11 protein-coding genes and 7 pseudogenes are annotated in these 14,885 nt (G+C 68.8%); 8 read left to right on the top strand and 10 right to left on the bottom strand.

What is annotated here, in order from left to right; genetic code table 11:
• Positions 1–499 (bottom strand): hypothetical protein (locus ABZ937_RS40745; protein WP_361700166.1); only part of this gene is annotated, 499 nt, incomplete at its 3' end.
• A gap of 159 nt (positions 500–658) precedes the next feature.
• Here ABZ937_RS40745 and ABZ937_RS40740 point away from each other — a divergent pair.
• Positions 659–856 (top strand): annotated as a pseudogene (locus ABZ937_RS40740) (transposase); the annotation flags it as partial.
• A gap of 120 nt (positions 857–976) precedes the next feature.
• Complete coding sequence (locus tag ABZ937_RS40735; protein WP_361700163.1) at positions 977–1,483, top strand: DUF6624 domain-containing protein; 507 nt, start codon at positions 977–979, stop codon at positions 1,481–1,483.
• Positions 1,484–1,561: 78 nt separating this feature from the next.
• On the opposite strand, the pseudogene ABZ937_RS40730 reads toward ABZ937_RS40735, so the two are convergent.
• The 3 genes and pseudogenes from ABZ937_RS40730 to ABZ937_RS40720 form a co-directional block, all read right to left on the bottom strand.
• Positions 1,562–2,541 (bottom strand): annotated as a pseudogene (locus tag ABZ937_RS40730) (IS5 family transposase).
• Between the two features lie 93 nt (positions 2,542–2,634).
• Positions 2,635–4,599, bottom strand: a complete 1,965-nt coding sequence (locus ABZ937_RS40725) for a S9 family peptidase (protein WP_361700161.1) — start codon at positions 4,597–4,599, stop codon at positions 2,635–2,637.
• 760 nt (positions 4,600–5,359) lie between these two features.
• Entirely contained in the window at positions 5,360–5,560 is a 201-nt protein-coding gene (locus tag ABZ937_RS40720) for a hypothetical protein (protein ID WP_361700160.1), read from the bottom strand.
• A gap of 159 nt (positions 5,561–5,719) precedes the next feature.
• Between ABZ937_RS40720 and mobF the strand changes: the two are divergent.
• The 5 genes and pseudogenes from mobF to ABZ937_RS40695 all read left to right on the top strand — a co-directional run.
• Positions 5,720–6,718 (top strand): annotated as a pseudogene (mobF, locus tag ABZ937_RS40715) (MobF family relaxase); the annotation flags it as partial.
• Between the two features lie 487 nt (positions 6,719–7,205).
• Positions 7,206–7,532 (top strand): annotated as a pseudogene (locus tag ABZ937_RS40710) (hypothetical protein); the annotation flags it as partial.
• 741 nt (positions 7,533–8,273) lie between these two features.
• Complete coding sequence (locus tag ABZ937_RS40705; RefSeq protein WP_361700157.1) at positions 8,274–8,576, top strand: hypothetical protein; 303 nt, start codon at positions 8,274–8,276, stop codon at positions 8,574–8,576.
• A 22-nt stretch (positions 8,577–8,598) separates the two neighbouring features.
• Positions 8,599–8,907 (top strand): M43 family zinc metalloprotease, encoded by a 309-nt coding sequence (locus ABZ937_RS40700; protein WP_361700154.1) that lies wholly within the window; start codon positions 8,599–8,601, stop codon positions 8,905–8,907.
• Positions 8,908–9,061: 154 nt separating this feature from the next.
• On the top strand, positions 9,062–9,187 hold the full coding sequence (locus ABZ937_RS40695) for a hypothetical protein (protein WP_361700152.1): 126 nt from the start codon (positions 9,062–9,064) through the stop codon (positions 9,185–9,187).
• Positions 9,188–9,253: 66 nt separating this feature from the next.
• Here the strand turns inward: ABZ937_RS40695 and ABZ937_RS40690 are convergent.
• Positions 9,254–10,023: pseudogene (locus ABZ937_RS40690) on the bottom strand (transposase).
• A gap of 58 nt (positions 10,024–10,081) precedes the next feature.
• On the opposite strand from ABZ937_RS40690, the gene ABZ937_RS40685 reads away from it, so the two are divergent.
• Positions 10,082–10,354, top strand: a complete 273-nt coding sequence (locus tag ABZ937_RS40685; RefSeq protein WP_361700149.1) for a YrhB domain-containing protein — start codon at positions 10,082–10,084, stop codon at positions 10,352–10,354.
• A 21-nt stretch (positions 10,355–10,375) separates the two neighbouring features.
• On the opposite strand, the gene ABZ937_RS40680 is transcribed toward ABZ937_RS40685, so the two are convergent.
• From ABZ937_RS40680 to ABZ937_RS40660, 5 genes and pseudogenes are all read right to left on the bottom strand, one after another.
• Complete coding sequence (locus ABZ937_RS40680; RefSeq protein ID WP_361700146.1) at positions 10,376–11,218, bottom strand: hypothetical protein; 843 nt, start codon at positions 11,216–11,218, stop codon at positions 10,376–10,378.
• A 165-nt stretch (positions 11,219–11,383) separates the two neighbouring features.
• On the bottom strand, positions 11,384–12,367 hold the full coding sequence (locus ABZ937_RS40675; RefSeq protein ID WP_361700143.1) for a hypothetical protein: 984 nt from the start codon (positions 12,365–12,367) through the stop codon (positions 11,384–11,386).
• A gap of 349 nt (positions 12,368–12,716) precedes the next feature.
• Positions 12,717–12,836: pseudogene (locus ABZ937_RS40670) on the bottom strand (site-specific integrase); the annotation flags it as partial.
• Positions 12,837–12,892: 56 nt separating this feature from the next.
• A pseudogene (locus ABZ937_RS40665) lies at positions 12,893–13,144 on the bottom strand (LysE family transporter); the annotation flags it as partial.
• A 440-nt stretch (positions 13,145–13,584) separates the two neighbouring features.
• The gene (locus tag ABZ937_RS40660; protein WP_361700140.1) at positions 13,585–14,832 is read right to left on the bottom strand and encodes a serine hydrolase domain-containing protein; all 1,248 of its coding nucleotides are present in this window, start codon (positions 14,830–14,832) and stop codon (positions 13,585–13,587) included.
• Positions 14,833–14,885: the final 53 nt, after the last annotated feature.

Genomic DNA, 14,885 nt, shown 5'->3' with positions numbered 1-14,885 from the left:
TCGGCGGGATCGGCGGCCTGACGATGATCGGTCTGGGCGTGACGGTCGCCGCGACCGGCCGCAAGGACTGAACCGCCTCGATGCTCTCCTCGCTCTCGGTCAAAGCCCTGACCGCGGCCCGGCCCGAGGATCTGATACGTACGCGCCACGATCCGCCCTGGTCCGCCAGCGTGATCAGGTCATCGAGCCGGCCCACACCCATCGACCAGATCGCCACCTGGCCGCTGACCGACTCGAAGTCCGCTTCCGCCTGCTCCTCCCAGCCGGCCCGATCCTGCGCCGGCGCAGGCCCGTCCCACACTTCGACCGTGACGGAAGCCGTGTGGGTGTGCCCAGCGCTGGTGACGTCCAGGCGCCTCGGGTGCGTACTCAGGAACGTGCCGAATTCGAAGTCGTCCGGGAACAGCAGATCGAGGAAGGCGTCGTCGGATTCCTGCAGCCCGAACGCGTAGTCACTCACGAACACGTCAATGCGCTGCTCACGGACAAGCTGTGCCACGAGATTCCCCCAGAGGGCGCAGACGACTGGTCATCACCTGCGATCGTAGGCTCGCACCGACTGGTCTCGCGTGCTTCCCAGGCCGTCACCTGGCCTGTGGTCGGTGTGCCGCAGTGGTCGCTTTGGAGTGACTGTTGTGACGGTCATGCCGCACTTGGTGATCGCAGTAGTCGCGGCAGCAAGGGCGGGCGCACTGCGGGCTGCGACAAGACGATCTACAAGCGCAGAAATGAAGTCGAGCGGACGATCAATGCCCTCAAGAGCTTCCGGGCCGTGGCCACGAGGTTCGACAAGCGTGCCTATGTCTCTCAGGGCACCGTGACCGTCGCAGCGATCCGGCTTTGGCTTCGGGGGTAGATCCATTATCCCTGTGTGGCGAGGCGCCTGTCACCGTTCTCCGGAATGATCTTTACATGCCTTTTGCGTCTCTAGGCTTGCGGGCGGACACAAAGCACGGATCCGGCCTGGGAGTTGAGAGTGGTGCACGATGTTGCCGCGCTGGCGGTGGAACTCACGGACATGGCTGCGGCCGATCATCAATCCGCAGTCCTCGCGAACAGCGACGACCCCGCCGAGCAGTTGGCGTGGCGACGGCTGACCGCCCGGCACGGTGACCGGCTTGACCAGATCATGGAGGAATACGGCTGGCCGACGGCGGAACTGGTTGGCGAGGAGGCCGCACGCGCGGCATGGCTGATCGCTCAGCACGCCGACCGGCAGCTCGACGTTCAGCGTCGTGCCCTCCGGCTGATGCAGCAGGCGGTGTCGGCAGGCTCGGCCAGCCCACGCGAGCTGGCCTTCCTGCGCGACCGCACGCTGGTCAATGAGGGCCGCAAACAGGTCTACGGCACTCAGATCGCCGGCGTGAAGGACGGGGCACCGGTTCCGTGGCCCTGTGAGGAGCCCGAGCGCATGGACGAACTCCGTGCGGAAGTCGGCATCGAGCCCTTCGCCGAGTACGTCGCCAAGTTCGCCATGGCGTGACGTTCCCTTCCCAGTCGCGTCCGGTGGATCACTGCCCGGGCTCACCTGCCGCGGGCGGTGATCCGCCGGACAACACACCTAGGGCGCGTCTTTGATCCATATCATGAAGGCGCGGAGGTGGAGGCCAGCGGGGTAGCTTTCCGGTGTCTTGTCGTACCTGGTAGCGATGCCTCGCCAGGCCTTCAGTTTGTTGATCAGCCGTTTGACGGTGTTCCTCTCCTCCTAGAGGTCGGCGTCGTGGCCGACGGGTCGGCCGGCCCGGGAGCCCTTCTTCTTGTGATTGGCGGCTTGGTCGACTTTTTCCGGAATTACGGCCTTGATCTGGCGTTCGCGCAGGTGAGAGCGGTTTCCGCAGGACGAGTAAGCCTTGTCTGTGGCGACGGCGTCGGGCCGAGTGCGGGGGCGGCCGACGGGCCCACGAACGCGGATTTTCCTCAGAACGGGGATGAACTGCGGGCTGTCGGCCGCCTGTCCTGCGGTCAGGAGGAACGTCAACGGGTGGCATTTGCGGTCGGTGGCGAGGTGAACCTTGCTGGTCTGCCCGCCCCGGGAGCGTCCCAGGAGGGCGGCCTTCAGGCGGAGCTTCCGGCGGCGTCGGATGCATCGTCGCTCTTCCCGCTCGGGATCCGCGTCGGCGTCTCGTTTTGTTCTTCACGGCCGCCCCCTGTTGACCTGGCGTTCTCCTCCTCGGCAGCGGCCTTCTCCAGGGAGGTGAGCACGTCCTCGCTCATGTGCATCCCGGCGGCATCGTGATGGGCGCGCGCGGTGGTGGAGTCGATGCTGACCAGTGACAGGTCCACCTCGCCCCGCTTCGTGGCCTCCATGATCAGGCCCTCCGGAAGGGCCTCGAACACACCGGCGTCACGCTACTGCCGGAAGCGGTTGGCGACGGTCGACCAGGCGCCGAAATCCTGTGGCATCTCCCGCCACTGCCTGCCGGTCTTGAACCGCCAGATCACACCCTCGAACTGCTGCCTCAGCCGCTCGGGATACGGGCCATACTCGCCGATCGGCAGGTACGGCCCGATGAACTCCCACTCGTTGTCCGCCAGTTGCACTCACGTCACTCAAGATGATCTACCGGACCAGAGGCTCAGGGCGGGGGCGAATCCACAGATTGATCACGCCTCGATACACGCCCCGGCTCGGGCCTATAGCCAGCGGTCGAACCAGGCGCGGATTCGCCGAAGGGCGTCGAGTTGGTGGGCGCGCTCGTCGAGCCCGTGGCCCTCGCGGGGATAGACGACGAACTCGTGCTCGACCCCGAAGTGGCGCAGGGCACGATGGAAGTGGATCGCCTGGCCGAGCGGGACATTAGTGTCCTCCTCGCCGTGCAGGATCAGCACCGGTGTGCGGATCCTGGCTGCGTAGGAGATCGGACTGTGCCGGTCGTGGACGTGCGGTCCCGGGCCCTCCCATCCGGTGCTGCCGCCGAGCGCCGCGTCGAGGATGCCCCAGTCGCCGGTTCCGGCCTGCATGCCCCAGTCACTTATGCCCGCACCCATCACGGCGGCCTTGAACCTGTCCGTACGGCCGACCGCCCAGGCCGCCATGAAGCCCCCGTGGCTCCAGCCGGAGATTCCCAGACGCTCGGGGTCGGCGACTCCTTGCGAAACCAGCAGGTCGATCCCGCTGAGGATGTCGGTCCACTCGTCGTCGCCGACCGCGCCTGCGGCCATGGCCGCGAACTCGTGGCCGTGTCCGGAACCGCCTCGGGGGTTGGGCAGGAAGACGGCGTACCCGGCGGTCGCCAGCCACTGGCCGCAGTCCACTACGGTGAGGACGAATTCGTCGGCGTGGCGGAAGTACGGGCCGCCATGGACCAGGGTGACGAGCGGGAACGGACCGTCGTCCCGAGTCCGGCCGGCGGGCAGGATCAGCAGGCCGTCCAACCGGAGTCCGTCACAGGCCTGGTAGCCCAAGCGCTCCTGGACACCCCAGCGGATCCTGCGCAGTTCCGGCCCGGTGTCGCTGAGCTGGACCAGCGGTCCGCCGGCGGGTCCGGCATAGACGTTCTTGGACTCGTACGCCGTGCTCGCCAGCAGGGCGACGTTCTCCCCCGAGCGACTCGCGCTGAGCCCGGCGAGCATGCCGGGGGCGGCGGACAACTGGTGGAACCGCAGGGACTCCGGGTCGAGCCGGTGCAGCGCGGTGTCCAGCCCGTCGGCGAACAGCGCGAGCAGCGGCCCGTCCGCGGCCTGCACCAGCTCGGTCGGACAGACGGCCATGCCGGCGGTGAGGTTGCGGTGTTCGACGGCCGAGCCGGTCGCCGGCGGGACGGTGTCGATCACGGCGAGCCCGCCGACCAGGTTTCCCGGGGTCACCGCCAGGTGGGCCAGATGCCAGACACCGTTGTGGTTCCACCAGGCCAGGGACTGGGCCTCGACCCCGACCGGACCCAAGCCCTGGACGGCCGCCGAGCTCGGGTCGACCACATGCAGTTCCGCCGTCATGACGCCGGGGTCGACCTCAGGGGTGGACCAGCTCAGCACCGCCAGCGGGCCGCCGTCCGGACGTGGGGCGAGCGCGGCCACATGCCGGTCACCGAGGCCGTCCACGGTGCGGAGCACGCCGGTCTCCAGGTCGAGCAGGCGCAGCCGGGTGGCGGGAAGGTGCCGGCCCCAGACCATGGCGTCGTCGCGCTCGGCTTCTCGGCGTTCGTCCTCGGCGGTCGGTTCGTCCTTGGCGAGCAGGGCGACGGTGCGGCCGTCGAGGAGCGGACAGTGGTCAAGGATGCCACCGCGCCAACTGGTCAAGGCCTCGGCCTTGGCGATGTCCTCGCTGCCATCCAGACGGATTTGCTGGAGTTGGGCGGTGCCCTGCTCCTCGCGGTCGGAGGTGAAGAACAAAGAGGCCGAGTCCGGCGCCCACTTCGGGGCGAGATCGCGCGCCGTGCCGTCGGTCAGCCTGCGTGGGGGCGTGCTGCCGTCGACGGCGGTGACCCAGATGGACCCGTGCGGACGCCCGTCCCTTCCGCCGTTGGCGACCACTCCGTAAGCGACCAGGCCGCCGTCCGGCGAGATGGCCGGTGCCACGGCAGCGGCAACGTCCACCACCAGTTCGGCGGTGAGCGGGTCGGTCGGTTCGGGAGTCGGCAGCGGTGCGGAATGCGGCATGCGGACTGCCTTTCGCTTGTCAATACGGCAAGCGGACATCCTGTCGCACTATCGGGTCGGCATCACTCGATTTTGGAGAACGGACCGCATGTGACCTGCCCTTGACGCTCTGCCACAGCCGATGGCAGTGACCTGTCGATCACGACTCGATACGCACCCTAGGTCCGTTGCCGCCTCATCAGTACCGCGATTGAGTTCGTCCGCAGACGACGGCGGCGTGTCCCCCGAGCGCTGCTCGGGGGACACGGCCTCTGGCGGCACGTTGAGGATGCCGTGGCCGCCGATGCGCCGCCAGACGATGTGCTGGGCGCCGCGCTTATCTCCGGCCCGTACGACCAGGTGGCTCGCCCGCCGTCATCCCACGTGAGCTCGCAGACGCCGGGCGCGCGGCGCACCCCCTTGATCCGCAGCCCGGCGCAGAACGCGCGGCCGGCGCGCAGGTCCTCGACGAAAGCGGCCACGGCCTGGCGGAAACGGCGGCGCTGCTCGGGGGTGAGGCGATGAAGGTCGGAGGTGAAGCGGGGCAGGGCTTCGTACGTGGGCACGGCGAACTCCTCCAGGAAGCACGAAGCCCCCGGCCGGGCGGCCGAGGGCGGTGGGCTGTTCGTGTTGAAGGGCGTCGGTGGCGTGGTGCTCAGTCGTGGTGCGTTGTCGGGGAAGTAGTGCGCTGGTGCACGCTCAAGGACGGTGGAGTCGGTTGCAGCCCGATTTCGGGCCGGTGGTGCCCCTGTGGTCGTGGCGCAGTATTCGCACGGCGCGGTCAGCTCTCGTAGCGGGCGCGCATCATGGCCACCCATGCCTGGGCCCGCGCCATGTCGCTGGCGCAGCTCTCGCAGTAAGGCTTCATCTCGGTGCGGGTGGGATGGGGCGGCTGGGCTGATCGGACTTCGGTGGTCTTCCGCAGCGTGAGCGGGCGGCGGCACATCGGACAAAGGCCTCCGTGGAGCAGATCGTTGTTCATGCGGCGGACTGTGCACGCGTCGGGGGCTTACCGTCTCGGGCTGCTCCGCAGGCCCGCCTGGCGGGCGCTCCGGTAAAGATCTGGTGATGGCCTCCCGCCCGGCGGGAAGGACCCGGGATTGCGCTTTTTCGCAGGTCAGGGCCGAGATTCCATGGGCCGATGATGAGCATGTCGGAGGTTCGCCCGGGGAACGGGCCGCGCTATCTCGTCCGCGGCGTAATGGTCGGCGACGGCCACCGCCCTGCGGGCACGCCGCTGCGCGCCGCCCAGGACGAAGCCGGTGTCCCACCCGGCGTGTGGAAGGGCGGGGGCCTGGCTGCGGTCGGCCTCAAGGCCGGGGACGTGGTGACCGAGCGGCAGGCAGAACTGCTCCTGGGAGAAGGCCGTCACCCGGATGCCGACCGGATCGAGCGCGGGCTCCTGGCGCAGGGCAGGAGCCCGGCGCAGGCCCGGCGGGCGACTGTGCTGGGCAGGCCCATCGAGCACAACCGCTCGCCGAAGACCGAGAAGGCCAAGGAGCGGAGGCCCTGGCTGGCCATGGACCTGGTGTTCCGGCCTCCGTCGACGGCACACATCGCATGGGCGCTCGGGGATGACGAGACCCGCGTGGTGCTGGAGCTGTGCCAGGACATCGCCAGGGACAAGACGCTGACGTGGTTTGAGGATTCGGTCGCGGAGATCCGCTGGAGGAGCGGCGGCGAGATCCGCAAGCCGGTCCGGGACGGGCTGATCGTCGCGGTGCTCCGGCACTACGAGTCGAGAGCTGCCGAGTCGAAGCTGCTGCTCCACGATCACGCGGTGGTGTCGATCCGTGCCCGGCGGCCGGACGACAAGGGGACGTGGGGCAACCTGTCGGCGGACTCGCTGATGGCCCACATCGTCGCCGCCGACACTCTCTACATCCTCTACTTCATGGAGGAGGTGTCCGCCCGGCTCGGGTGGGCGTGGGAGCCGCGCGAGGTGACGCCCGGCCGCAGGCCTGTCATGGAGATCGCGGGTATCGACCGGCGGCTCATCGGCTGGCAGTCGACCCGGCGCCAGCAGATCGAGGACGCGCTGTCCGTCCTCACCGCCAAGTACGAGGAACGGCAGGGGCATCCGCCGGGGGAGCGGGCCGCCTATGCGCTGGCCTGCCAGGCCGCCGACCAGACGCGCCCGCCGAAGCGGACGGAGCTGCTGTCGTTGACCGAGCTGCGCAGGCGGTGGCGGGCCTCGGCGATCCGGGCCTACGGCGTCGATGTCGTCGACCGGCTGGCGGAGCGGGCGCGGGCGGCGGCCGCTGCGGTGTGGGCGCGGGTGCGGCCGGTGGTCGACATCGCGCTGGCGGCCGTCGACGTCTGCGCCGTGGTGTACGTGATGCGCGGCGCGTTCAAGCGCCACCATCTCCTTGCCGAAGCCCGACGCCACCTCGCCTACGCCCTGCGCGGCCGGCCCCACCAGCCCGGCCTGGACGAACAGATCGTGCAGGCGGCCGTCGACGACTACACCCGCCCGGCCAGTCGGCGGATGATGACCGTCGACCTGCGCGCCCTGTACCCGCGCGACACCGAGGACCAGGCCGTGCTGCGCCCGCTGACCTGCAAGCGGTCCGCGACCCCGTACGAGCGGGCACGCCTCGCCGCCGGAGCCCTGGCCGCCCGGGTCAATGCAGCGCGGCGTGCGGAGCGTCTGGGGTCCCGCCCCCGGCCTACGCGGTGTCCGTGCCCGCCGCCTCGAGGTCACACCTGCGGCCGTTCCGCACCGGCTCGAAAGACGGCCGCCTCCTGGAGCCGGAGACCGGTGTCGACACGGTGGAGCAGACCCGCCGGGCCTTCGAAGCCGCCGCAAGGCTGGCCGCCAGGCTCCAGGACAGCAAGCGGAAGCGCGCCATCGTCCACGGCCCCCGCTGCTGATCGGGCTCAACGTCATCGGTGCCCTCAGCGCCCGACGGCTACGCGGCTGGTGGCGCTCCGTCGTCTTCGGCATCTTCGCCTTCTCCGCTGTGGCGGTGCCCACCGGCGACCCCCTGACGATGTGCGTGCTGGCGCTGCCCCTCACCGGCCTGTTCCTTCTCGCGCTGGGTGTCATGACCCTGCATGACCGCAGCGCGGGCAAGCGACTCTCCCGCGACGCCGAGGCGCAGCTCTCACCGGACGAGGCCTCCCGCCTCGACTGAGTGGCGACCTCGGCGAGATGATCGGTTTCGGAGGAGACCGGCCATGGACGGAGGTCTCAACCGAGCTCGAGCGGTTTCTCAACCATCCAGACGATCACAGCAAGGACCTGTCTCCTCAGGGCTGCACTGCTGTTCTCCCCAGGCTGGAGGCGATCCTCGGGCAGTGGCTCTCGGAACCTCTCGAAGCAGGAATGGAGAGACACATAGAGGACGCCCAGCGGCTTTCAGCCGATGCTGCGTGGAGTGGAAAGGCGCGGTGCCGTGAGACAACTTGAAGTGATCTGCAAGTGCAATGGGTGACCTACCGTCTGGAGTGTCTGGGCGCTACCGTCCGCTCGTCCGTCATCTGCTCACCGCCTCGGTCCTCGCCGCGGCCTCTCTCCGCCACGGCCGCAGCACCGTGCGCCGTCCACGCAGACCGCCTCCGCCCGGAGCGCCGCGGCCGACGTGAATGCTCTCGGTGCAAGCGCAGCCGCAAGGGCCGAGAACGCCTTTCGGTACGCCGCCGCTCACGCCCCGAAGGCAGTCGCTGCGGCTCCAGTGCAGGTGTACGTACACGTGATCGAAAGATCACCCGAGGTGGGCAACGTCGCAGACGCCACGATCACTGACCAGGTCCAAGTGCTCAACAGCGCGTTCGCGGACACGGGCTTCTCGTTCAGCCTGGCCAGCGTGGACCGAACCGTGAACCGCCTGTGGTACGATGTCTTCCCCGGCAGCGCAGGGGAAGACGCGATGAAGCACACCCTGCACCGTGGTGGCGCGGCCGCGCTCGACATCTACATCGCCGAGACCTACTTCGCGGGCACGACCGGCTGGGCCACCTTCCCTTGGGACTACCCGTATTGCCCGGCCAACTGACGGCATCGTTCTGTCCAACAGAGTGCTGCCCGGCGGGGTCGCCCCGCGCCAGTTCGGTCACGAGGCGACCCGCAACGTCGGCCATCGGCTCGGCCTGTACAACGTCTTCCAAGGCGGCTGCGCAGGCTCCGGTGACTACGTCGACGACACACCCGCCGCGGCATCTCCGGCCGTAGGCTGCCCCGAAGGCCGCGACACCTGCCCCGCGCCCGGCGACGACCCGATCCACAACTTCATGAACTACACCGACGACTCCTGCCGCAACACCTTCACCCCCGGCCAGGCCACGCGGATGAAGCAGCAGGCAGCGACCTACCGCGGCATCTTCTGACCTCAACCACCCCGCCATACGAGAGCTCCACCGGGTAACGGCCCGCTGCACCCGGACCGGAACTGTCCGGCTGTTGCTGAACTGTTAGTGGCAACTTGTACGTTGATCACCGCGCAGGGGCCCCTGCGCGAACCCAGCTCGAAGGGGGAGTCCGGTGAAGAAGTTCGTCGGTGCAGTGCTGGCCGCCACGTTCGCTGTTACCGCGCTCGTCGCTGCGGGAACGGCCGTCACGGGCGGTGAGATCAGCGTGCACGCGGGCAACGTCACCAACCGCCCGTAAGGGCTGCCCCGTAAATGATCTCTGGGTCGCCTCGGACGTGGTGGGCTGGCGTTCGGCTCCGCCCAGCTATCCGGCGAGGGCGAGGTTGTACATCCGGGCGATGCCGAGCATGGCGTGCTGGACGCCGTCGCCTTTGAGGCGGCAGTCGCGGAGGATCTTCCAGGTCTTCATACGGGCGAAGACGTGCTCGACGCCGGCACGGACCTGCTTGTGGGACTTGTTGTGTTCCTCTTTCCAGGCCGTGAGTGCGCTCTGGCCGCGCTCGCGACGGTGCGGGATGACAAGTCCGGTGCCCAGGTAGCCGCCGTCGGCGATCGTGAGGGTCTTGCCAACAGCGGCCTTGGCGCCGGACTCCACCCACGCCTTGCAGTCGTTGCGGTTCCCGGCGAGCGGCCGGCCGACCACGACGACCAGGCGCGTGTCAGCGTCGATGACGACCTGGTGGTTGGTGGAGTACCGATAGTTCTTCGACCGCTCGGCGATCGTGTGGTCGCGGTGGGCACCAGGGTGCCATCCACGATGAGCACGGTGTCCTTGGCGAACCGCTTGCGGGGCTGGAGAACGAGCATCGGCCCGAGGTGGTCGATGGTCCGGTCTGCCGCCGACTTCGACACCCCGAACAGAGGGGCGAGCTGCCGCATGGTGAGGTTCGTGCGCCAGTACGCCGCGACCAGCAAGGCCCGGTCCTCCGGCGGAAGGCTCCACGGCCGGCCCTTGCGGACCGCGTCCGCACCCTCGCGCCGCAGCACCGTCACCAGCTTCCCGAAAGCACGCGGGCTCAGCCCGGTGAACGGGGTTGTCCAGGACGGCTCCGACGCCGTGATCACACCAGCCACACCAAGATCATCCCGGGCCGGTTAGGGTGCATTCTTCGAGCCAACGGACTGGAGACGGATGATGGAGCAGGACCAGGCCCTGCAGCTCGCGGTGGCGTTCCTCGTGCAGAGCCAGCGTGAAAACGAGCCGCCTCTCGCCATCGACGCAGAGCGGGTCCGGGAGAGCAACGGGCTCCTCATCGTGCCCTACAACTCTGTGCAGTACCTCACCTCACGCGATCCGAGAGAGCAGCTGCTGGACTGCTGGCCCATCCTCGTCGACCTGGAACGCGGAGACGTGCGATTCGGGACCCTGGACGAGCGACATCTGTGGAAGACCCCGAGCACCTGACGAGGCCGCGGCTGCCCGCCCTTAGCCGAGCTTCCGCAGCACCTCGGCGATGTTGGCCCGGTACGTACGCAGTGCCTGCAGCCCGGCGGCGTAACGGTCGCGGTGCCGTGCGATGTCCACGGCCTGCTTCTGTGCCCGTACAGAGTGCCAGAGCTCGGCCGTATGGTGGCGGCGCTTGCAAGTGACGTCCGCGGCGGCGGTGGCCCGCTCCCGCTGTGTCTGCCGGGTGTTGCCGTCACTGCCCCGCTGCCAGGCGTCGTCCGTGTAAGCCGCGATGGGGTCGGGATAGCGGGTGAATCCCTGTTCTGCCACACAGCGGGACCACACATCCCAGGCTGCGCGGAGGCGCGGGTCGCGCTTGACCGCCTTGTCGACCTCGATCGCCCGTGTGCTTGCGTAGAGCCAGTCCCGCTTGAGGTCGATGCCTCGCATCAGTCGCCGGCTCGCCTCGGCGTTGCAGGCGGGCAGGTCCGCATACTCAGCGTTGGTCATCCGACGGCCCTTCGGCCGGAGGGCCGGGGGCTTTGCCGGATCCCAGCCGTAGCCCCAGCGGCGGGCGGCGGCGAGGTCCAGGGCGCCGTAGTCGGTGCTGACCACGGTGGCAACGACGGGGTCGCTGGGGTAGCGGGGGTCGAGGGGGAAGTCCGGGTGGCCGCGCTCCGCCATGCACTGCCGGGTCAGCAACGCCGATGCCCGCTGTGATCGCTGGTAGTCCTGCGGCGTGTAGTCGTAGCGGTCGGCCGGGAGGGGGCCGGGGCCCGACGCCGTGCGCACGGCCTCCGGGCGATCTGGACTGGAGGCGCAGATCGCCGCCAGCACCGCCACCCCCACCACGGCACCTGGCCGCCACCCCCGCCTCGTCATGCGAAGGGATGGTAGCGGGCGGCACGCAGCGCTCGGCCGGAGCCCCAGCGGCTCAGAACTCATCTCTGAACTAGTACTAGTCAGGCACGTAGGGCATAGATCTGGGCTGGATCTATATGGCGTGGTGTTCCTGCGTTGGCGCGATGTGAAGCAGGCGGAGCAGGGTCACCAGCGGCTGTGCCAGTACAGGGCGTTCATGGTGGCCCTCAGAGGAGCGGCACCTTCCCGCAGGGAACCCCAGGCGCCGCCGTTGTTGGTGTAGCGGAGCGGGAAGACGCCGGCCCGCTTGGTACGCAGCTGGCTGTGGTCCAGCTCCGAGCTCGCCGAGTAGCGCACCAGGTGCTGCGCTCCGACGTCGGTGGGGGCGGCGTTGCCGGCGCTGACCGTGCCGTCGGCGTTCGAGCCGATGAGGGTCCAGTCCGTTCCGCCCTGGGCCTGGGCAAGGGTAGGGCCGAGCCAGCGCCGGAAGGCGCCGTTCGGGTAGTACATCTCACGGCACTGAAGGTTGGAGAGGCAAACGCCCGATAACCGTGCGGCCTTTTGAGGGGTGCCCAGGTTCACGGCATCCTCGACCAGGAGCACCGGAGGCCAGTCCGGGTCACCCTTCGCGTATCCCGCCAGCGCCGCACGGATGATCAGCCCGCCCATGGAGTGTCCGACAAGGTCGACGGTCTGCCCCCGGGCGGAGTACCTATTGTAGATCTCCCACGCGAGGCCGCGTCCAAGGACCTTCAGGGAAGTGTCGACGGTGCCCTTGCGCTGAGGGTCAATCCGCACGTCGCACCCAGCATCGTCCTCCTCGTAGAAGCCGACGCGATGCAGCGTCCCCTTCCACCCGGACCTGTTGAACAGTTTGGCAGCGGAGTTCCACTTGGCTCCGCAGGTGTCGCCGGGGGTGTAGCCCTTGACGAAGAAGACCGGGCGGTCCTTGCTGTCCTCTCGCACTGCGAAGGTCTCGACCTCAGATGATGCAGAGGCGCCGACCGCGGTGGCGGGCCAGGAGGCGGCAGTACCGGTGGGCGCTATGACGGAGGCTGTTCGGCTGCCCTTGTCGGCGTCGGTATCGGCCGCTTGTGCGGGCGTGCCGGCAACGCCAACAGTGAATGCTGCTGTGAGGGCCGCGGCGGCGAGAGCGGGACGAGTACGCATCTGTCTCTCTTTCAGTCGAAGGTGGGGTAAGCCTCGGCAGACGAGCTGTTCAAGGCAATACCTGGAGTCGTCCGGGACTTGTCCGGGACAATGGCAACTGTCCGACCTGCGATGTCCGGCCATCTGTCAGACAGCCTCACCCATCCGAGAGCAGCCGGGCATCGCGTCGCCACTCGATCTTCGGGTTCAAAGATGGGTTCTGAGTGCTTCCCGGGGGCGCCGTGGTCGCCGCCTTGGCGGGGGCGTCAGGCGACGGCGACCCGGGCGGCGTGGGCACCCGGCACGGCGGCGAACGGCGGTACGCGTCTGGCCGTGGCCCTCCACGGGAGAACACACCACTGACACGCGGTCAGCGGCGCGCGTCGCCAGGCGCGAGCAGGCTGGTCAGCTCCGAGATCGCCTCGGGCGAGGGCTTGAAGTAGCGGCGGACGTTCTCCGGCTTCTTGTGCCGGGACTTGGCGACCAGGACCGTGCCCATGTCGCCTCCGCGGTCGTGGCTCTCGCTCCGCCCGCCGCATCCTCCGACACGGACCGGCCGCGCTCCTTGAGCGTCCGGCGAAGCGTGCCGATCCCCAGCCACGCCAGGTACCCGGCACCGGCCAGGCGCAGCGCGTCGTACAGCAGATGGGATGCCTTGAGCACCGCCGCGGCACCGACCGCGGCGGCCACGCCCCACACGAGCACGCCGCAGAGGATCCCCAGCGCCGTCGTGAAGGCCCGGCGCCTGCCCGGGGTGATGGCGGCGCGTAGCACCAGAGCGGTGTCCAGTCCCGGCATGATGGTCAGCATGCCTGCCACTACGGCGAAGGAGGCGATAGCAGAGGAAAGGTCATGCGGTCATCCTGGAGCCGCGGTTGCGATCACGTCCAACGTGGTCTGCTTCACTGCATATCAGCAGGACTGATGCCGTTGCTCGCGCGGTGCTTCGCCCCTGGGAGCCGGCCACACCTCAAGCGCTCCCTCGGTTGTCTCCGGCTTGGCGCAACCGGTCAGCGGAGGCCTTGTCACAACCGGAGTGGGCCGACCCCCTGACCCCGCCGATCAGAGCGGACTGACCCCGCTGTTCTGGTCCTGCGTCCGCCGGTACGGAGAAGTGAACCTCGATGTGGACGCCCGCCTCGACCTCGCTGCGCTCTTGGACAACCGCCCGTGCCGGCCGGTGCCGCTGCCGGGAGCGGCTTGTGGTGGCCCGGAGTCGGCACGAACGGCCTGGGCGGCTACTTTCCCTGTCTGTTGCCGGAGGTGTCGCACAGCGCGCGGTTGACGAGGTCGCTGGCGGCCTTTTGCTGCCGGATTGTTTTGTGTAGGTCGTTGAAGCTGGTGGACATGGAGACGGTGACGGTGCGGCTGCCGTCGTCGGTGGCGCCGTTCAGGGTGATGTAGCCGGCTTCGCCTCCCTCGTGGCTCCAGTAGCTGCCGCCGCAGCTCAGGGGGCGGTTGACCAAACCGAGGCCGTAGCGTCCGCCGGGCCAGAACGCCTCGAACGGCTTGGGGACCGGGACGGTGTCCTGCATCTCGGCCATGCGCGCCCTGGACAGCAGCTTGCCGCCCAGCAGCCCCTGGAAGAAACGGTTGACGTCCGCCGTGGTGGAGACATATCCGCCGAGGTCGGGGACGATCTGTTCGGTGACGTCCGTCCGTTCGCCGGAGGTGAAGACCTGGTAGCCGTCGGCGTGCGGGCGGCGAAGGGTGGACGTGGTGCCCGGCAGGTAGGTGTTGTTCATGCCGAGCGGTTTCAGAATCCGGCTCTCGACCTCCTCCTGCCATGGGTGCCCGGCGGCCTTCTCGACGATCATGCCGAGGACGACGTAGCCGGTGTTGGAGTAGCTCCAGCCGGTGCCGGGCTGGAAGTCCGGGTGGTGCTTCAGCGCCCTGGCGACGATCTGTTGGGGGGTGTAGGTGTCGTAGCGGTGCTGGTAGTACTGCTGCGGGGTGTCGTAGCCGGGAAGGTCGTCGTGAAGGCCGCTGGTGTTCTGCAGCAGTTGGCGCACGGTGATCTTCCGTCCGTCATTGCCGTTGCCGTCGATCAGACCGGGCAGCCAGCGGTCCACCGTGTCGTCCAGTGACAGGTTGCCGTCGTCGACCAACTGAAGGATCACCGTGGCCATGAGTGCCTTGCCGGTACTGGCTATCCGGAAGTAACCGTCGCGGGGCACCGGGCGGTTCGCGCCCGCCACGGCGACGCCGGCAATGGCCACCAGGTCCCGCCCGGAGGTGGTGGTCACCCGCGCCTGGACGCCGCTGATCCCCAGCGCCTGGATGGCATCGGTGTCCCGGCGCAGGTCGTCCTGCTGGTAGCCGGGTGTGGACCTCGGGGTCGCGCCGTCCGAGGGCTGGACGGCTATGGCCACACTCGCTGCGCCGACTGCGGCCATAGCGACGGCCAGCCACCGTCGGCCGATCCGGCGGTGACGTTGCTGGGACGGGCGGTTCTGCGGCGCGGAGGCCGGAGTTGTGGATCTCATGAATCACACGCTAGGTAGCCGTCGAGTTGCGTGTCGCTACCACAGGCGGCCGA

The organism is Streptomyces sp. NPDC046727 (genome assembly GCF_040645635.1).
In the GTDB taxonomy this organism is placed as follows: Bacteria; Actinomycetota; Actinomycetes; order Streptomycetales; family Streptomycetaceae; genus Streptomyces.
Note: the sequence above shows the minus strand (reverse complement) of the source record. Positions and strands in the feature narration are given on the sequence as shown.